Annotated in this window: 13 protein-coding genes; 5 read left to right on the top strand and 8 right to left on the bottom strand. The window is 70.7% G+C overall.

Annotation, left to right across the window (positions count from 1 at the left end):
- Window positions 1-107: 107 nt before the first annotated feature.
- From ABEA43_RS04740 to ABEA43_RS04730, 3 genes are all read right to left on the bottom strand, one after another.
- Entirely contained in the window at window positions 108-2219 is a 2112-nt protein-coding gene (locus tag ABEA43_RS04740; RefSeq protein WP_345559045.1) for an ATP-binding protein, read from the bottom strand.
- A 160-nt stretch (window positions 2220-2379) separates the two neighbouring features.
- Window positions 2380-5625 carry an MGH1-like glycoside hydrolase domain-containing protein gene (locus ABEA43_RS04735; protein WP_345559043.1) on the bottom strand — a complete coding sequence of 1082 codons (3246 nt, stop codon included), beginning with the start codon at window positions 5623-5625 and terminating at the stop codon, window positions 2380-2382.
- Window positions 5622-7010: a glycoside hydrolase family 43 protein gene (locus ABEA43_RS04730; protein WP_345559041.1), complete on the bottom strand. Its 1389-nt coding sequence runs from the start codon at window positions 7008-7010 to the stop codon at window positions 5622-5624. The genes ABEA43_RS04735 and ABEA43_RS04730 overlap by 4 nt, the downstream gene beginning before the upstream one ends.
- Before the next feature lie 327 nt (window positions 7011-7337).
- Here ABEA43_RS04730 and ABEA43_RS04725 point away from each other — a divergent pair, with 327 nt between their 5' ends.
- The 4 genes from ABEA43_RS04725 (at window position 7338) to ABEA43_RS04710 (ending at window position 10942) form a co-directional block, all read left to right on the top strand.
- Window positions 7338-8159 (top strand): intradiol ring-cleavage dioxygenase, encoded by an 822-nt coding sequence (locus tag ABEA43_RS04725; protein WP_345559040.1) that lies wholly within the window; start codon window positions 7338-7340, stop codon window positions 8157-8159.
- 91 nt (window positions 8160-8250) lie between these two features.
- On the top strand, window positions 8251-9108 hold the full coding sequence (locus ABEA43_RS04720) for an intradiol ring-cleavage dioxygenase (protein ID WP_345559038.1): 858 nt from the start codon (window positions 8251-8253) through the stop codon (window positions 9106-9108).
- A 70-nt stretch (window positions 9109-9178) separates the two neighbouring features.
- Window positions 9179-10168 carry an alpha/beta hydrolase gene (locus tag ABEA43_RS04715; protein WP_345559037.1) on the top strand — a complete coding sequence of 330 codons (990 nt, stop codon included), beginning with the start codon at window positions 9179-9181 and terminating at the stop codon, window positions 10166-10168.
- A gap of 42 nt (window positions 10169-10210) precedes the next feature.
- A complete protein-coding gene (locus ABEA43_RS04710) occupies window positions 10211-10942 on the top strand; it encodes a helix-turn-helix transcriptional regulator (protein WP_345559035.1) in 732 nt (243 codons plus the stop codon).
- Here the strand turns inward: ABEA43_RS04710 and ABEA43_RS04705 are convergent.
- On the bottom strand, window positions 10939-12984 hold the full coding sequence (locus tag ABEA43_RS04705; protein ID WP_345559033.1) for a GTP-binding protein: 2046 nt from the start codon (window positions 12982-12984) through the stop codon (window positions 10939-10941). The two genes, ABEA43_RS04710 and ABEA43_RS04705, sit on opposite strands and share 4 nt — an antisense overlap.
- 196 nt (window positions 12985-13180) lie before the next feature.
- Between ABEA43_RS04705 and ABEA43_RS04700 the strand changes: the two genes are divergently transcribed.
- Window positions 13181-15157 (top strand): APC family permease, encoded by a 1977-nt coding sequence (locus ABEA43_RS04700; RefSeq protein WP_345559032.1) that lies wholly within the window; start codon window positions 13181-13183, stop codon window positions 15155-15157.
- A 64-nt stretch (window positions 15158-15221) separates the two neighbouring features.
- Here the strand turns inward: ABEA43_RS04700 and ABEA43_RS04695 are convergent, their stop codons facing one another.
- The 4 genes from ABEA43_RS04695 to ABEA43_RS04680 form a co-directional block, all read right to left on the bottom strand.
- Window positions 15222-15647: an SRPBCC family protein gene (locus tag ABEA43_RS04695; RefSeq protein WP_345559030.1), complete on the bottom strand. Its 426-nt coding sequence runs from the start codon at window positions 15645-15647 to the stop codon at window positions 15222-15224.
- Between the two features lie 86 nt (window positions 15648-15733).
- Window positions 15734-15886, bottom strand: a complete 153-nt coding sequence (locus tag ABEA43_RS04690; RefSeq protein WP_345559028.1) for a hypothetical protein — start codon at window positions 15884-15886, stop codon at window positions 15734-15736.
- A 50-nt stretch (window positions 15887-15936) separates the two neighbouring features.
- Window positions 15937-18420: a PEP/pyruvate-binding domain-containing protein gene (locus ABEA43_RS04685; protein WP_345559026.1), complete on the bottom strand. Its 2484-nt coding sequence runs from the start codon at window positions 18418-18420 to the stop codon at window positions 15937-15939.
- On the bottom strand, window positions 18417-19139 hold the full coding sequence (locus ABEA43_RS04680) for a helix-turn-helix domain-containing protein (protein WP_345559024.1): 723 nt from the start codon (window positions 19137-19139) through the stop codon (window positions 18417-18419). The genes ABEA43_RS04685 and ABEA43_RS04680 overlap by 4 nt, the downstream gene beginning before the upstream one ends.
- Window positions 19140-19197: the final 58 nt, after the last annotated feature.

Below are 19197 nucleotides of genomic sequence, written 5' to 3'. Positions count from 1 at the left end.
CTCACCCTCCGTGATGGCGGACGAGTGTCCAAGTCGCCGACGCTGTCACCGGCGGGAGTGCGACTTCTGCCCCTTCCGCCACGTCGGAGCTCCAGCATCCCGGGCGATCATGCGCCATTCGGCAGGTCCTCGCCCTCCGGCTCCAGCGCGAACGCGATGCCCGCGTCGATGTCGCTGTCGTAGCCGGTCTGGAAGGCCACCTGGTAGGCGTTGTCGCCGAGCGTCTCACGGGACTGCCGTTCGCACGCCTCCCGCGCCGCGACCCAGGCGGGCACGCCGACCTGGGCCTGCCCGTTGATGCTCCAGACGCGCTCGGCCAGCCCGAGCAGCCGGGCCGCCCGCACGGCCCGGCCGGCCGCGCCGGCCGCCTGCGCGAGCAGGTCCACCGTCAGCCCGATCCCGAAGCTGTCGTGCAGCCGCTGCTTGGTGCGCAGCGCCGCCTGCCCGTAGGCGACGGCCGCGGCCACGTGCCCGGAGGCCAGCTCGGCCTGGCCGCGCAGGAGGTCGCCGTGGGAGCGCATCGACTGCTCGCCCCGCTGGTCGCACAGCGCGCGCAGGTCGTCGAGCACGGTGATGGAGTCCTCGATCCGCCCTTCCACGGTGAACGTGACCGCCCGGACCATCAGGGACAGCAGCGTGGCCAGGGTGAGGGGCTCGTCGCTCCACCGGCCGAGGTAGGGGCCCTCCGACTCGGCCATCGCCTGCAGCAGGTCGCCGCGCATCAGCCCGGTCGACGCCCTGAGCGCCTGGACGCACGTCTTCGCGTAGGCGTCGTCGACGTCCGCGACGGCCGCGCAGTCGTCGGCCCTGGCCTCGGTGTCGTCCGCGTCTCCTTGCGTCGCCGCCAGCAGGCCGTCGGCCCACAGCGCCTGCACCAGGGCCTTGCCGGGCTTGACGCCGATGGCCATCGCCTGCTCCAGGTAGTGGCGGCCCTCCTTGGCGTGGCCGCAGCCGTACCAGAAGAAGGCGAGCGACCCGGCCAGCTCGACCGCGGCGGGACCGTCGCGCCTGCTCAGCGCGACCTCCATCGCGGCGCGCAGGTTGTCGTGCTCGCCGACCATCCGGTCGTACCAGGCGATCTGCAGCGGGCCCACCCATCCGGCCGCGCCCTTGGTGGCCAGCGTCAGGTAGTGCTCGAAGTGCCGCTGCTTGAACCGCTCCTCCTCGCCCAGGCCGCGCAGCCAGCCCGCGCCGTATTCGCGCAGCGTGTCCAGCATCCGGTAGCGCTCGCCCGCGCCTGTCGGCAGCCAGGTCAGGATCGACTCGTCGGCCAGCGCGTCGAGCAGCAGCCCGACGTCGGCCTCCGGGAGCAGCTCGTCGGTGCACACGCTGCGGACCGCCTCGGCGTCGAAGTCCCCGGCGAAGACGGAGACGCGCGCCCAGAGCAGCCGCTCGGCGGGCTCGCACAGCTCGTGGCTCCACCCGACCGCCGTACGCAGCGCCCGGTGCCACGGCGGGTCGGCGTCGTCCCCCAGGCCGGCCTCGTCGCCGAGGGTGGCGAACCGGTCATCCAGCCGGTCGGCCAGGCGTTCGATCGGCAGCTCGCGCAGCCGCGCCGCGGCCAGCTCGATCGCCAGCGGGATGCCCTCCAGCCGCCGGCACAGCCGGACCACGGCCTCCTGGTCCTGGTCGGCGAGCTCGAAGCCGGGCACGGTCTCGGCGGCGCGCTCGGCCAGCAGCGACACGGAGTCGTGACCGCCCGCCTGCGTGGCGCCCTCGGGGGGGATCGGCAGCGGGTCCACCACGACCACCAGCTCGCCCGGCACGTCCAGCGGGCGCCGGCTGGTCGCCAGGATGTGCAGGTCGGGCACGGAGTCCAGCAGGGTCGCCACGGTCTCCGCGCAGTCGGCGACCAGGTGCTCGCAGGTGTCGAGAACGAGCAGGGCCTCGCGGCCGGACAAGTGCTCGGCCAGCACCTCGATCATCGGACGGGTGGTCTGGTCGGTGAGCCGGAGCGCCTCGGCGATCGCGTGCGGCATCAGCGTGCCGTCGTCCAGCGGGGACAGCTCCACGAGCCACGCGCCGCCGCTGAACCCGGGCCGGAGCTCGGAGGCGGCCCTCAGCGCCAGGCGCGACTTGCCGACGCCGCCCACGCCGGTGAGGGTCACCAGCCGCGAGCGACGGCACGACCGGCTGACCTGGTCCAGCTCTACTCGGCGTCCGATCAGGCTCGTCAGTTCCGCGGGGAGATTACCTGCCTGCCACTTACCTGCCATCATGATCGCCACCCATCAAGATGAAGTTGTGCAAGCAGCTTGCCTGATTCCAGCGTGGTCCGTCACTAAAAGTGAGAAAGTAACTACTCTTTCGCGAAGCCGAAAAGGCCCATATCGCCGGACCGGCCAAGGGAGGGGGCAGAGCCGCCCCCTCCCCGGTGGCTCAGGTTCCGTAGGCCTTGACCTCCAGCAGGCCTAGGGAGCTGGTGCCGGTCGCGGTGAGCAGCACCCGCAGGCGGGTGGTGTTCGTGGCGGTGAAGGTGACGTTGTTGTACTGGTTCTTGGCCACCGAGTACGCCGAGGCGCCCGGCACGTCTGCGTACGCGCTGCCGTCCCAGTACTGGAGCTTCCAGGACGCCGGCATGTCGATGCCCTGGTCGTCGTCGAAGAAGTACACCTCGGCCCGGTTCAGGGTGCGGGCCGCGGGCCAGGTCAGGTCCACCCACTGCTGCCCGGTCTCCGGCCAGCAGCCCCAGCGCGGGTTCACCGTGTCGTTCGACGACGGCGGGTCGATCCCGTCGTTGACGGCGGTCACGCTCTCCCACGACGAGGTGAAGGACCCCGACGCCGTCGCCGAGCTCGCCAGGTTGGGGGACGGCTGGACGCCTCCCCTGTTGTAGATCTTGACCTCGGTGAGCCCCGTCCTGGCCCCTGAGGCGGCCGTGGCCAGCACCCGCACCCGCTGCGCGGAGACCGCGGGGAACTGCACCACGTTGTAGTTGGCGCGCGGCGTGGCCGGCGACCTGGCCTGGCTCGGCACGCTCACCCAGGAGGTGCCGTTGTGGTACTGGACGTCGTAGGACGCCGGCGCCCGGTAGGTGGCGCTGGCCGGACGGCTGTCCTTGAAGTAGAGGCGCACCTCGTTGAGCGTGCGGGCCGAGCCGAGGTTCAGCTCGTACCAGTCCTGGCCCGCGGTGCTGCCGCCCCAGAACGGCTCGTTGATCGGGAATCCGTCCACGGCGCCCGCGGTGCTGCTGCCCGAGGCCGTGGTGGAGGCCGTGGCGGTGGCGCCGGCGGCGAGGTTGGTGAGGTTGGCGGTCAGGTCGACGCCCGCCTTGGCGAGCAGGTCCACCATGCGCGCGCTGTTCTGCGTCACCTGGGCGGGCGCCTGGAGGCCGGCGACGGCGACGTGGTGGGTGACCGTGCCGCTGGTGGTGACGTCACCGGTGGCCGGATCCCAGGTGAACGGCACCAGCGACGACACCGTGGCGGCGCGGCTGCCGTTGATGTAGATCGAGTAGCCCTCGGGCACGCCCGGGTAGCGCACGACGCCGTCGGCCGGGTCGTCCCAGACGATGGTCAGGTCGGCGTTGCGGTAGCGCAGGTTGTTGACGGTGAAGTGGGTCCAGCCGATGTTGATCGGCGAGAGCTCCACCTTGGCGTCGTTGCGCGGCCGCAGCCCGGCGACGTCCTCGATCACCGTCCAGTTGCTGCTGCCCAGGATGTTGTGGTGGATCCAGGAGCGGTAGGCGATCGAGGAGCCGTTCCAGTCGGCCCAGAACTCGTTGGCGTCCGGCCACTGGGTGTTGCCGCCCACGTACTGGGCCCAGGCGTTCCAGTAGAGCAGCTTCTTGTAGTCGGTCGCGGTCATCCACTCGTTCGGGTAGTCGCGCAGCACCTTGGAGTAGAGCCGGAACTGGACGGTGGAGTTGATGGTGGAGAAGTTGTTCGAGCCGGGGTTGCCGGCCGCGGCGGCGGCCGCCTTGTCCACCTGGTTGGCGGTGTAGAAGGGGAAGATCGGGTACTGGGCCGGGTCGTCGTAGAGGCGCAGGGCCTGCTTGTACGTGGCCGTGTTCGGGATCGCGCCGACGGAGAACGGGTAGTAGTTGTTGATCTCCTTCCACGGCACCCATTCGTTCGTGGACTTGAGCCGGTGCTCGAAGAGCTGCCTGCTGGGGTTCCACAGGACGTTCACGATGGCGTTCTGGATCTGGGTGGCGAGCGTGCGCAGCTCGGTGGCCTTGGCGGTGTTGCCCGCGGCCTCGTACGCCTGGGCCGCGGCCAGCGCGCCGCTGTACTGGTAGGCGGCCTCCGCGCGGTCCATCCGGCCGCTCTTCCAGTGGAAGGAGACGGCGTCGGCGTCGTTGCCCGTCAGGGCGCCCCAGTCGTACTCGATGAGCTTGTTGTTGTCGGTGTCGTAGAAGGCGAGCTGGCCCTTGACGTCCTGCTCGGCGTAGCGGGCCAGGTTGGCGGCGATGGCCGGCTGGCCGCCGTGGATCTGGTAGCTCTTCCAGGCCGCCTCGGCGATGTACTGGGTGTAGCTGTTGGACCAGTTCTCGGGATCGCCGGGATTGTCGAGGAAGCGGCCGTTCTTGGAGATCTGGCCGACGCTCAGCCAGTCGCCGTAGGAGTAGATCGGGTTGCGCAGGTATTTGAGGTCGTCGATGTGCATGGGCTGGGTGAGCGCGATCGCGTTGTTGTAGCCCAGGACGCCTTCCGTCGAGGTGGGGAACTGGAACGTCTGCCCCGGGATGTCCGCGTCGAGGTGGTTGAAGCGCATCAGCCACCAGCGGTAGTAGATGTTCTTCTTGATGGCCGGCTCGGGCACGTCGATGTAGGGGACGTTCTGGGCCCACCACAGGTTGTAGGCGCGCACGTGGGTGGCGAAGGCGGTCGCGGCCGAGTAGCCGGCGTAGGCGTCGTACTCGGTGCGGGAGGCGGGGATCTCGTTGGTGACGAAGCCCATGACGACCTTGACGGTGACGGTCGCCCCCGCCGCGATCGTGACGGACCTGTTCAGGCCGCCGCTGGAGACGGTGAACCCGTCGCCGGTGAGCCTGGGGTAGAGCGTGGTGAGGTTGTTGTAGGCGTTGACCTGGCCGGTCAGCTCGCTGCCGCTGCCGGTGGTGGCGTACGGCGAGGTGGCTCTGAGCTGCAGCGTCGTCGAGGCGGTGCCGCCGTTGGTGATGGCCAGGTTGGTCACGGCGACGTTGTTGTCGGTGATGAACTTCGTCTGGTTGACGGTGACCGAGCCGCTGGTGTGCCGGCTCTTCCAGTGGCTGGGCGCCTGCCAGCGGGAGGCCACCTGCTCGGTGAACGTGCCGGGGGTGATCGCGACGGTGTAGGCGTTGTTGTTGCTGATGCTCTCCCAGTAGGCCGTCTGCCCGGCGAAGCCGAGCGTGCCCGGCGTGTGGGTCTTCATGAACAGCGCCCGCCCGCGCGACATGAGCCAGGTCCCCGCGGGGTCGTTGCCCGGCCGGGCGAGCAGCCGGTCCATCCAGAAGTCGGTGCCCGAGCTCTCCGCGTCGTAGATGGCCTGCATGGTGTTGCCGGTCGTGTACGCGACCGGCGGCGCGGGGACGGCCGGGCCGCCGAAGGCAGGCAGGCCGATCGTCTGGTCCGCGTACGCCGGTGCGCCGGCGACGAGCGCGGACGCGATGAGCAGCAGGGCTAAGAGCGCGCGCCTCATGAGAAGGCCCTCCATTCGAGCACGCCGGTCGAGAAGCCGGATCTGGAGGTGATGTTCAGCCGCAGCCGGGTCGTGCTGACCGGGCTGAACGTGGTGGCGTTGAACGTGCCGGCCGCCACGCCGCAGCCCGACGCGCCGGGCACGTTGACGTAGGCGCTGCCGTTCCAGTATTGGACCTGGCACGAGGCCGGCAGGTCGATGCCGAGGTCGTCGTCGAACCAGTAGACCTCGGACCTGGAGACGGTCTGCGCGGCGGTCCAGCGGTATTCGAGCCACTCGGTGCCCTGGTGGTTCCAGTTGCCGTAGGCGCCGTGGCTGTGGTCGGCCGAGTTCGCCGGGGTGTAGCCGTCGTTGATCGCGGCGAGCGTCTCCCAGGAGGAGACGTAGGAGGTGGACGGCGTGGCACTGGCCGCCAGGTTGCCCGGCGTCGTGGGGCCGCCGGTCTGCACGACCTTCTGCATGGTGCCGTCGGCGTTGAAGTAGAGCTTGTCGATGGTCACCGAGCGGCGGAAGTTGCCGCCGCCGGGGCTGGCGGCGTTGTGGTAGACCATGTACCACTGGCCCTTGTACTCGATGATCGCCGGGTGGTTCGTGGTCGAGGTGACCTGGTCGAGCACGACTCCCCGGTGCGTCCACGGGCCCATCGGGTTGCTCGCGGTGGCGTAGCGGATGCAGGCGTAGCCGGGCGCCGAGCAGGCCGAGTCGTTGGCGGCGTAGGCGAGGTAGTAGACGCCGTTGCGCTTGAACATCCAGGGGGCCTCCCAGAAGTTCGACACGCCGCTCGGGGTGACGACCGAGCCGTTGATCGTGGTCATGTTGGCGTTGAGCCGGGCGGCGCGCAGGCCGTAGTAGGAGCCCCAGTACATGTAGACCTGGCCGTCGTCGTCGGTGAAGACGGTCGGGTCGATGTTCAGCGGCGAGGAGTTGGGGGTGCTGTCGCTCACCAGCGGGCCGCCCTTGGCGTCGGTGAAGGGGCCCGTCGGGCTGTTGCCGACCGCCACACCGATGTCCATCCAGCCGGCGCCGTTGCCGTTGACGGGGACGTACCAGTAGTAGCGGCCGTCGGCACCGCGCTCGACCTCGCCGGCCCAGGCGTCGGCGCCGGCCCAGGAGAAGTTGGAGATCGCCAGCTTGGCGCCCTGGTCGGTGAAGGTGGCGGCGTCGGAGGAGGTGAAGACGTGCCAGTCGCGCATGACGAAGTTGGTGCCGCCGGAGGCGGCCTCGTCGTGGCCGGTGTACACGTACAGCGTGTCGCCCACGACCAGCGCGGCCGGGTCGGCCGTGTAGATCGCGGTGGTGATCGGCGGGCCGGCGAGTGCGGGCCGCGCGGTGGTGAGGAGGAGCAGGAGTGCCGCGGCGAGGGCCGCCGCCCATCGTCGTCTCATGTGTTGGCCCCTTACGTTCCTGTTAGCGCTAACATCACAGGGACTGGATCGATGCGGTGAACCTAAAAGGTTTTCGGGAACGTAGAACAGGCCGACCTGGCTGTCAATCATCCACTGCAACCTGCTGCATAGCGGTTGACGTGCTTGATCGTCGCGCGATCAGCCGCTGATCAGCTCGCACGCATTTGGTTACGTTTTGATATCACCGAAAAGGCTTTCGATACGGTGAGTAATGGTTTTGTGGCTGCGCGGCTCGTGTCTGCGCGGAAAGCCGGGCCCCGCGTGAGAAGTTCGTGACCGTACCACCTGATGAGACGGGGAGCTTCAGTGGGACACGATCACGAAGGTCAGCGGGTCAGCCGGCGGCGGCTGATCACCGGCGTCAGCACGCTCACGCTCGGCGGGCTGCTGGCGTCGCCGGGCGCCAGGGCGGCCGGGACCACCACACCGACGGGCGCGGACCTCAAGGCCTTGCTGGCCAGCGCGGGCACGAGCAGGTGCGCGCTGACCGCCGCCGCCACCCAGGGGCCGTTCTACTTCGACGCGGACAAGATCCGCAGCGACATCCGCGAGGACAGGCCGGGTGTGCGGCTGCGGCTGGCGATCAAGGTCCAGGACAGCGAGAGGTGCCGGCCGCTGCGTGACGCGGTGGTGGAGATCTGGCACTGCGACGCGACCGGGCTCTACTCGGGGGCCGAGGCGGAGTCGAAGAGCGACACGTCCGGGCCACCGACCAGGGGCGCCAGCAGCGGTCCTGCGCTCTTCGTCGACATCGACAAGTCCGATATGGCCGACTTGAAGCCCACCGACGACAAGCGCTACCTGCGCGGGGCGCAGGTGACCGACCACGACGGCGTCGTGCAGTTCACGACGATCTGGCCGGGCTGGTACCCGGGGCGCACGGTCCACATCCACGCCATGGTGCACGCCGGGGACCAGCGGGTGCTGGGGACGCAGCTCATGTTCGACGAGGCGCTCAACACGGAGGTCCTGTCCAGGCCCCCGTACGCGGGACACAAGGGGCGAAAGGTCCGCAACCGCGACGACGGCATCTTCCACGACAGCATGCTCGTGCGGGTCACCAGGGACGGCGACGGCTACCTGGGCGCCATCGTGCTGTCCGCCGACTCCGATCGGGACGGCGGCTGACTCACCAAAACTTCATTGTCCGCAAAGGAGTCATAAACGGCATCTCTCCTACTGTGTGGTCCGAAGACATCGGACACCAGAGAGGTGCGCAGTGGGACACGACCACGAAGGCCAGCGGGTCAGCCGGCGACGGCTGATCACCGGCATCAGCTCGCTCGGGCTGGGCGGCCTGCTGGCCGCCTGCAGCAGCGGCTCCGGCACGGCGTCCGTCACCACCTCCACGGGGGCCACCGTGACGCCGCAGGCCACCACGGCCAAGGACCTCACCTCAATCTTCGCCGGCGCGAACACCTGCGCGCTCACCGCCACCACCACCCAGGGCCCCTACTACTTCGACGCCGACAAGATCCGCAGCGACATCCGCGAGGACAAGCAGGGCGTGCGGCTGCGGGTGGCCATCAAGGTCCAGGACAGCGAGACGTGCAAGCCGCTGGGCAACGCCGTGGTGGAGATCTGGCACTGCGACGCGGCCGGGCTCTACTCGGGGGCCGAGGCGCAGTCGACGGGCGGGGGCGGCGGCAACCCGCCGAGCGGTGCACCGACCGGTCCGCCCCCGAGCGGCGATCCCGGTGGTGGCGGGGGCGACATGGGAGACCTGAAGCCCACCGACGACAAGCGCTACCTGCGGGGCGCGCAGGTCACCAACAGCGACGGCATCGTGGAGTTCACCACCATCTGGCCCGGCTGGTACCGGGGGCGCACGATCCACATCCACGCCATGGTCCACTTCAGCAGCGAGCGCGTGCTGACGACGCAGGTCATGTTCGACGAGAAGCTCAACAGCGCGGTCATGGCGAAGGCGCCGTACGCGGAGCACACGGGGCGCGACACGTTCAACGACGACGACACCATCTACAAGGACGGCATGCTGATGAAGGTGACCGAGGAGGACGACGGCTACCTGGGCGTCATCGTCTTCGCCGCGGACTCCGACAAGGACGGCGCATAACGGCATGTGATCGGCCTCACACGACAACCGTGACATAACGGTGTCGCGGCGTGGCCGCAGGCTGGGGCGCATGAACCTCCCCACACTGCACATGACCGGTCTGGACCCCGCCGAGCTGGCCGAGACCCGCGCCGTGAACGACCGCATGGAGAAGCTGCTCGACGGCCAGGTGCCGCTGCACGTCGAGGACGACCCGGTGGCGGCCCGCGCGTTCCGGCGGGCCGGCGGAGGCGGGTTCCCCGCCCTGACGACGGTCCCCGAGGCGACCTGGCGCACCGTGACCACCCCTGACGGCGGCCGGCTCCGGCTCCGGGCCTTTCTGCCACCGGACGGTCGCGCGCCGGAGGGCGTGTACCTGCACCTCCACGGCGGCGGCGGGGTGATCGGCTCGGCGGACGGGCAGGATCCGCGCCTGCGCGACCTGGCCGCCAATTGCGGCGTGGCCGTGCTCAGCGTCGCCTACCGGCTCGCCCCCGAACACCCCTACCCCGCCGCGAACGACGACGCCGAGCAGGCGGCGCTCTGGCTGGTGGCGAACTCCGCCGCCGAGTTCGGCACGCGACGGCTGCTCATCGGCGGCGAGTCGGCCGGCGCGCGGCTGGCCGTCACCACGCTCCTGCGGCTGCGCGACCGGCACGCCGTGTCTCCCGCGGGCGCGTTCCTGGCCGCCCAGCTCTCCTTCGGCGGGTACGACCTGGGCCACGGCACGCCCAGCAACCGCGCGGCGGGCGATCGGAACCGGCTGATCAACCGGCCGATCCTGGAGTGGTTCCGGCGCACGGCGTTTCCGGGAATGTCAGACGATGAACGCCTCGATCCCGACATCTCCCCCCTCTACGCGGACCTGCACGACCTGCCCTTCGCCCGGTTCACGGTGGGGACGGCCGATCCCGTGCTCGACGACACCCTGTTCATGGCGGCCCGCTGGACGGCGGCCGGCAACGCGGCCGAGCTGGTGGTGGCGGAGCAGGGCTGGCACGGATTCACGCTGCACCCCACGGCGCTGGCCCGGCGCGAGGTGACGGCCCAGGAGGAGTTCGTCCGCAGGTGGGTGGCCTAGGCTGAGTGCCCTGTCCCGTGCCCTCCTGCCCCAGATGACGCCATGAACCGTACCGAACGCCTCTACGCCCTCGTGGACGAGCTGCGCGCGGTCGCGCCCCGGCCGCGCACCGTGGGCTGGCTGGCCGACAGGTTCGGGGTGTCGCGGCGTACCGTGCAGCGTGATCTGCAGGCGCTGATGGAGACCAGGGTGCCGGTGCGTGCGGAGGCCGGGCCGCACGGGGGCTGGTTCATCGACCGCGACACCGCCCTGCCGCCGATCAACCTCACCGCGGCCGAGGCGCTGGCGGTGGCCGCCGCGCTGGCCGGGGCCGAGCACACGACACCGTTCTCGGCCGCGGGACCGGCCGCCATGCGCAAGCTGGCCGCCGCCCTGGGCGAATCCGCCGCCGAGGAGGTGCGCGCGCTGACCGAACGCATCCACGTGCTGCCCGCCCGCACCGCCTCCGGCGTCCTCGCGGTCGTCGAGGAGGCGGTGACCCGCCAGCGCGTCCTCTGGATCCGGTACGCCGACTCGGCGGGGCGGGAGAGCGAGCGCGAGGTCGAGCCGGGCGGCCTGCTCACCACCTCGGGCTCGTGGTACCTGATCGGCTGGTGCCGCACCCGCCGGGCCGGGCGCGGCTTCCGCCTGGACCGCATCCTCGCCGCCGAGCTGCGGGAGGAGCCCTGCCCGGTCCGTACGGTGCCGTCGCTGGACCACAAGCTGGCCGAACGCGTCCGCCGGGCCGACACGCTGCGGTCCCTGAGCCGGGACCGGGCACCTCGTGCGCCCTAGACCCGCCGTACGACGTGGAGCAGGTATTCCTTCCTGTCGAGCGGGTTGTGGTCGGTGCGCGGGCGGTCCGGGATCGGGCCGCGTACGGGCTGATAGCGGTCGAAGCCGCACTCCAGCAGGCCCTCGCCGCGGGTCAGGCCCGGGAGCAGCTGCTCCAGCTCGTGCACCCTGGCCGCCGGGATCTCGCCCTCGACCAGCCCCGACGCCTGCGTACGCGGGACGGCGCCCAGCCTGGCCAGCACGGGCAGCACCGGGCCCAGGGTGTCGGCGGGCAGTTCGAGCCGGAAGCGGTGCATCGGCTCGAAGACCGTGGTGCCCGCCCGTTCGAGCGCGGCCATGAGCACCAGCGGCACCAGGTTGCGGAAGTCGCCGGCGGTGCTCGACATGCTCTTGTCGAACACGCCGCCGGAATGGCTCTGCCTGGCGTAATAGCCGGAATGCGTCAAGGTGACCACGCAGTCGGTGACCTGCCAGCCGTGCAGGCCCTGGAGCAGCGTCTCGCGTACCGTCTCCTCGATCGTCCGCATGAACGCGAACGGCAGCGACCCCAGCTCCACCTCCAGCCGGAACTCCACGCCGCCGGAGCCGGGCTCGACGCGGAGGCCCACGGTGGCGAGGAACGGGTTCGGCGCCTTGGCGATCAGCTCGAACGCCGCGCCTTCGCCGGACGGGCGCTCGACGCAGATCGTGGTCGTCTCGCGGAAGGTGACGTCGAGGCCGAAGTCGTTCGACAGGGTGGCCTGGATGACCTCCTTCTGCACCTCGCCGTAGAGCGAGACGGACACCTCCTGGCGCAGGTCGTCCTGGCGCAGGCCGATCAGCGGGTCCTGCTCGGCCAGGTGGGCGAGAGCGAGGTGGAGCGCGCCCTTGTCGGCCGGGCGGCACGGGACCACGACCGTCTCCAGGGTCGGGGGCGCGAAGTGACCGCTCGATCCGGTCTGCCGGTCCGGCTTCTGGTCCGGCTTCTGGTCCGGCTTTTGGGGCAGGCCGATCGTGTCGCCGATCCGGACGTCGGCCAGGCCCCAGAGGCGGGCGATCTCCCCCGCCCCGGCCGAGGGCCGCCGGACCCCCGTGCCCCGGTCGAACACGCTGATCGCCGTGACCTTCCCCGCGCGCGCCGCGTGCTGCCCGTCACCCTCACCGCCCTCGCCGCCCTCACCGCCCTCACCGCCGAAGCAGAGGCGGTCGCGGGTACGGATCGCGCCCGAGAACATCCGCGCGTACGCGATCTTCTCTCCCGCCGGGCCGCGCTCGACCTTGAAGACGGTGCCGGACACCGGCCCCGCACGGTCGCCGCCGGCGGCGGGAAGCAGCTCCTCGATGCCCGCGATCAGCGCGGCCACGCCCGCCCCCGTGATCGCCGAGCCGAAGAACACCGGGTGCACCAGCCCCCGCCCGGTCTGGGCGGCCAGCTCGGCGCGCAGCCGGGCGTAGGAGATCGAGTCCTCGTCGTCCACGTACGCGGCCAGCAGCGCCTCACCCCGCTCGGCGAGCACGTCCATCCACCTGTCCGTGACCGCCGCCCGGCCGGCCGCGAACGGGGTGAAGGCGGCTCCCGGCGTGCCGAGGCCGGTGGTGGACCCCATGGCGACGACGGCCGGCGAGAGCTTCGCGGCGAGATCACGCAATATCCCGTCATAGCGGGCACCACGGCGGTCGATCTTGTTCACGAAGACGAGCGTCGGGATCCCGAGCCGGCGCAGCGTGCGCATGAGCACGCGGGTCTGCGCCTGCACGCCCTCCACCGCGGACACGACCAGCACCGCGCCGTCGAGCACGCTCAGCACCCGCTCCACCTCGGCGATGAAGTCGGGGTGACCGGGAGTGTCGATGAGGTTGACCGTGGTTTCGCCGATGACGAAGGAGACGACCGCGGACTTGATCGTGATGCCGCGCTGCCGCTCCAGGGCCAGGGAGTCGGTCTGGGTGTTGCCGTCGTCGACGCTGCCCACCGCGTCGATGACACCGGCGGCGTAGAGCAGCCGCTCGGTCAGGCTGGTCTTACCTGCGTCTACATGGGCCAGGATTCCCAAATTGAGCATGCGCACCGAACGTCATGTCCTCTGTGTTGGCGACTCTTCCTTCCTCGGGGGACATGTACGTTGCTCGCATTTCCTGCTCCTCGGCTCGTCCGGACTGCCTCGCAAGAACAGCAGAGCCCGTCAGCCGGGGCAACCTATTTTGGCCGCCCCGGACCCCCTAGGGTGGTGTCCGTTCTTGACGAAAGGGGAAGATCCGGTGAGCGGTGGGCTTGCGATCCCGGAGGTCGTGGACAGTCCGACCCGCCCGGCGGCTCCGTCGAGCGGGCTGACGCGCTGGCTGCTGCAGCATCGCGTCCAGCCGGTCGGTCCCGAGACGTCCGAGGCGCACGCCAAGCCGCAGGCGTGGTGGAAGGTCATGTGCTTGACCGGCGTCGACTACTTCTCGACGCTCGCCTACCTGCCGGGCATCGCCGCGCTCGCGGCGGGGGCGCTGTCGCCGCTGGCCACACTGCTCATCGTGGCGCTGACGCTGCTGGGCATGCTGCCGATGTACCGGAGGGTGGCCAGGGAGAGCCCGCACGGGCAGGGCTCGGTGGCGATGCTGGAGCGGCTGCTGCCGTTCTGGCGGGGCAAGCTGTTCGTGCTGGTGCTGCTGGGGTTCGTGGCGACGTCGTGGATCATCACGATCACGCTGTCGGCGGCCGACGCCTCCGTGCACGTCGTGGAGAACCCCTACTTCCCGAGCTTCCTGCACGGCCACGAGGTGCTGCTGACCGTGGTGCTGCTGCTGGTGCTCGGCGGCGTGTTCCTGCTCGGCTTCACCGAGGCGGTCGGCGTGGCGATCCCGCTGGTCGCGATCTTCCTGCTGCTGAACGCGGTCGTCGTCGCCGTCGGCCTCAGTGAGGCCCTGAGCGACCCGGCGGCGATCTCCCGCTGGACCGAGGAGCTGACCAGCGGGCGCGGCGGCTTCGGCGGTCTCATCGGACCGGCCGTGCTCGCGTTCCCGCTGCTGGTGCTGGGGTTGTCGGGGTTCGAGACGGGCGTCAGCATGATGCCGCTGGTGGCGGCCGAGGGCGCGAACGCCGAGCAGCGCCTGGAGTCGCGCATCCGCAACACGCGCAAGCTGCTGACCGTGGCCGCGCTCATCATGAGCGTCTACCTGATCGCGACCAGCTTCGTGACCACCGTGCTCATCCCGGCCGAGCAGTTCCAGCCGGGCGGCCAGGCCAACGGCAGGGCACTGGCGTTCCTGGCCCACGAGCGGCTGGGCGAGGCGTTCGGCACGGTCTACGACGTCAGCACCATCCTCATCCTGTGGTTCGCCGGGGCCTCCGCGATGGCCGGACTGATCAACATCGTGCCGCGCTACCTGCCGGGTTACGGCATGGCGCCCGAGTGGGGCCGCGCCGTGCGTCCCGTGGTGCTGGTCTACACCGCCATCTGCGTCGTGCTCACCATCGCGTTCGACGCCGACGTCGACGCCCAGGCGGGCGCGTACGCCACCGGCATCCTGGCCATGATGGTCTCGGGCGCGGTCGCGGTGACGATCTCCGCCATTCGCCGCCGCCAGGGCCCGGCCATCGCCGGGTTCACCGTCCTCACCCTGATCCTGCTGTACGCGCTGGTGGAGAACATCAGGGAGAAGCCGGACGGCATCGCCATCTCCGGGCTGTTCATCCTCGGCATCGTGGCCATCTCGCTGATCTCGCGCGTGTCGCGCACGACCGAGCTGCGCGCCGACCGGATCGAGTTCGACCAGGCGGCGCGGCAGTTCGTGACCGACTCCCTCGCCTACGACGGCGCCCTGAACCTCATCGCCAACCGCCGCCAGTCGGGCACAGCGGACGAATACGCCGCCAAGGAGACCGAGCAGCGCGGCATGAACCCGGTTCCCGGCCGGGCCGACGTGCTGTTCCTGGAGATCGACGTGATCGATCCGTCCAGCTTCAGCGACGTGCTCCGGGTGCGCGGGATCGAGGTGAACGGCCACCGCATCCTGCGCGCGGACAGCCCCGCCGCCCCGAACGCGGTCGCCGCCATCCTGCTCGCCCTGCGCGACGCCACCGGGGTCCGGCCGCACTGCTACTTCGAGTGGGCGGAGGGGTCGCCGCTGCTGCACCTGCTCCGCTATCTCATCCTCGGCCGCGGCGACACGGCTCCGGTCGTACGCGAGATCATCCGTAAGAGCGAGCCCGACCCCGCGCGGCGGCCGGGCATCCACGTCGGCGGCTGAGGACCGCACGCGACAGGAGGGCTGAGGACCGCACGCGCCAGAGGACTGCGGCGGCCCGCCGGGCTCAGCCCTCGGCGCGCTTCTTCAGCGCCTCGTTCAGGCGCTCGAAGTTGCGGGCCGTGCCCTCGAGCATCTTGCCGAGGAAGGGCACGAGCAGCCCCTTGAAGGACTCGCTCTGCACCAGATGCGTGCCGGTCGGCGTGGGGGTGAGGAGGAACTGGTGCGTCCCGTCGAACAGCCCCGGCACGATGAGGTGACCGACCCACCTGAGCACCTTCCCCGGCTCGGCGGCGAGCACCTCCGGCTTGAAGACCATGGGCTTGCCACTCTCCGGGAACATCCGCAGCGTCAGCCTGCCGCCCACGACCGCCTCGCCGGCCCCTTCCCTGATGAACGGGTTCCACGACGAGTAGCCGTCGAAGTCCACAAGGATCGCCCACACCTGCTCGGGGGACGCCTGGATGTCGATCGACGTGCTGATTTCACGCATGAGCCTGACCTTAGTTGCGGGGGGAGACCCCCTTTTATGGGGATACGAGGCATTTATACACGTCGCCGGTGGGTCTCCGGCCCCGCCTATGCCGCACCGTCCGCCTCGGCCGGCAGCCAGCCCTCCTCTCGCCGGTCGTCGTCGGTGCGGTCGAGCGCCAGCTTGGCGATCCTGAAGCGGGCGCACCGCGCCTCAAGCTCGCGTTCGTACTCGGAAGTCCACTGTTCGATCATGGCCATCAGCCTGATCACACGCCGGCCCGGTGGACGGCCGACTTGGCGCAGTCTTTTCACGCCAGCAACTCGACCGTGCCCCGCTCTCCGTCCACCCTGATCCGGTCGCCGTCGCGCAGGCGCATGGTGGCGTTGCCGGTGCCGACCACGGCGGGGATGCCCAGCTCGCGGGCCACGATCGAGGCGTGCGACAGCGGCGCCCCCATGTCCGTCACCACGGCCGCGGCACGCGGGAACATCGGCGTCCAGCCCACGTTCGTGAGCGTCGTCACCAGGATCTCGCCTGCCTTGAGCCGGTCGCCCTCCTCCGGGCCGGAGATCACCCGGGCGACGCCCTCCACCACGCCGGGCGCGCCGGGGAAGCCCGTCACGGTGTCGCTCACCGGAGCGGAGCCGCCGCGGGCGTCGTAGAGGTCGCCCCGCCGGCCGGGGTCGGCTGCCCACCGCACGGGGTCGAAATGCCCGACGATCAGAGTCGGGTACGGCGGCAGCCCCGCGTACTGCTCGTAGGTCGCCCGCCGTACCGGCACCCGCTCCAGCCCGCTCCCGTCGCCGCGCAGCAGGGCCAGCAGCTCCTCCAGGTAGAGGTGGAACACGTCGTCGCCGCGCCCGGTCAGCTCCCCCGCGCGCACCGCGAACGCCCGCAGCACCCAGAACGCCCGCATGTTCTCCGAGCGCGCGGACTCGCGATCGCGCACGACCGCGTTCCAGCGCCGGACCCTGGCGCGCATCTTGGCCTCCTTGCCCGGGTAGCGCTGGGCGAAGCGGCCCCACGCCTCCTCCCTGGCCTTCTCCTGCCGCGCGAGCAGCGCCTCGGTGTCGGCGCGCATGTCGCGCAGGCCCGCGAGCTGGGCGTCGATCCAGGCGGGGTCCTCGCCCGGCCGGGGGATCGACACCTCGAACTCGTGGGGGCCGCGATGCCCGTACGACTGGGCGAACTCGTCCCTGGTGATCTCCCCGCGGGCCAGCCTGGACAGGCCCATGACGGGGCCCAGGCTGGCCAGCTCGCCGTCGGCGTTGACGCCGGTCAGCATGGACTCGGCGTCCACCACGCCCATCAGCTTGCGCAGCCGGTCACGGGTGTAGACCAGGGTGGAGCCGCCCTGGCGGCCCGCCGCCTCCAGCATGCGGCAGGAGGTGACCAGGTGCGGCTCGATCTCGCGCACCCACAGCTCGGCCAGCTCGGGCCCCGAGCCGGTGGCGGCGATCCGGGCGCGCAGGTCCTCGCAGCGCTGCCGGGAGGTGGCCAGGAACGCGGGCATGCCCTTGAGGTTCACGCGTACGCGGCGCCGGATGCGCACGGCCATGGGCAGGACGCGCTTGATGATCTCCCAGCGCGAGACCTTCAGCCGCGGCACGTCCAGGCCGGGCGGCAGCTTGCCGAAGACCTGCTCGACCGCGCCGAGCCTGCTCTGCATGCCGAGGGCCTGCACCATGGAGTAGACGATGCTCAGGTTCATGTAGAAGCGGCCGCCGATGTTGCCCACGAGGTCGAAGCCGGGCAGCGCCGAGGCCGACATCGCCTCATGGATGAACAGCCGCACGAGCGACCACGTCAGCGGCGTCATCACGTCGGGGATGGCCTCGCCCAGGTTGCCGCCGGTCCACAGGTAGTCGCCCCTGAGGCTGTCGTTCCACTCCTCGACCTGCGGCTTGAGGCCGGTGATCGGGCGGGCCTGCACGATGGCGAACGCGGCGTCGCGCCTGGCCCACTCGACGTCCATCGGGGTGCCGTACAGGGTCTGGATGCGCGCGCCGAGCGCGGCCAGCTCCAGCGCCTGGGCCGCGTCGAGCACGGCCGCCCGCCGCAGGTCCTCCGGCACGGGCTCCTCGTGGGTCCCTGAAGGGGTGCGGACGGTCATGACCGTTTTGTCGCTTGTCCGTGACTCGGTGACCGCGCCGCCGGACACGACGACCGTGTCGGGCGTGACCTGGCCCCCGACCACCGCCTCGCCGAGCCCCCACGAGGCGTTGATGACGGTCTCGCCGCGGGCGCCGCTGACCGGGTTCGCGGTGAACATGATGCCCGCCGCGTCGGCCGCCACCAGCTCCTGGACCACCACGGCCAGCGCCACGTCGTCGTGCGGCACGCCGTTCTGGTCGCGGTAGGCGATGGCGCGCGGGTTCCACAGCGAGGCCCAGCAGCGCTTGACCGCGTCGAGCAGCGCGTCGCCCCTGATGTTGAGGTAGGTGTCCTGCTGGCCGGCGAACGACATGTCCGGCAGGTCCTCGGCGGTGGCGGACGAGCGCACCGCCACCGCCACGTCGTCGCCGAGTGCCGCGTACGCGCGGCCGATCTCCGCGGCGACCTCGGCGGGCATGTCGTGCGCCGCGAACAGCGCCGCGATGCCCTCCGCGCTCTCCTGCGCGAGGATCTCGTCCTGGAAGGCCGACACGAACGCGCGGTAGGCGTCGGTGGTGATGTGGAACCCGCCTGGAACGGGCAGTCCGGCCCTGGTCAGCCTGGCCAGGGAGGCGCCCTTGCCGCCCACGGTGGCCAGGTCTGCAGCGGCATCGTCGAGAGGGAGTACGACCCTCACGTCACACACTCCTTTGAGCCCAGGGAGCCCGCCAGCCTGAGCTGGGCGGACTCCGCCAGGGCGTCGATGAAGTCGAGGGTGGCCCGCTCCACGGCGCGCCGGTCGTCGGCGGACAGCCGGCGTCCCGTGCCCGTGGCGCGTTCGATGGTGTCGGCGACCAGCTCCGCGATCCTCTCGTCCGGCAGCCTCGCCACGCCGCTGGAACCGTCGGGCAGGAACAGGAACCCGTAGACGACGGAGTTGACGACCGTGACCTGGTCTCCCGGCTCCGCACGCACCGCGCCGCGCTTGATCAGCTCCGCGATGTAGCCGTCGTAGGCGCCGCCCAGGTCGAACGCGCCCTGCCTGCTCCGCTTCTGCCGCGTGAGCTTGCCGAGCACCTGGGAGTCGCCGGTCAGGACCGCCCGCAGCAGCGGCCGGCGCAGCAGCGCGCGGGCGAACTCGCCGAACAGCGCGCTCAGCGTGGCCGGCCCGCTTTCGCGGATGTCGGCCAGCAGGAGGACGCGCTCGCGGCGCAGCAGCGCGCTGACGAGGTCGTCACGGGTCTTCCAGTGCAGGTAGATGGTGCCCTTGGCGACACCGGCCCGCCTGGCCACCTCGTCGATCGAGGTCTTGTCGTAGCCCCGGTCCAGGATCAGCTCGGCGGCGGCGTCGAGGATCCTGTGCGCTCGTTCGAGCTGGCGCGCAGGATCCTGCGGCGGCCGTCCGACCCTGACCATCTGTCTCACCCCATTTGTTTGACCATATGAGGTTAATTGGTCATTTAATTAACGGCAA

Source organism: Nonomuraea rosea, assembly GCF_039539705.1.
Taxonomy (GTDB): domain Bacteria; phylum Actinomycetota; class Actinomycetes; order Streptosporangiales; family Streptosporangiaceae; genus Nonomuraea; species Nonomuraea rosea.
The sequence above is the reverse complement of the archived record's forward strand: the minus strand, read 5'-3'. Positions and strand labels throughout refer to the sequence as shown.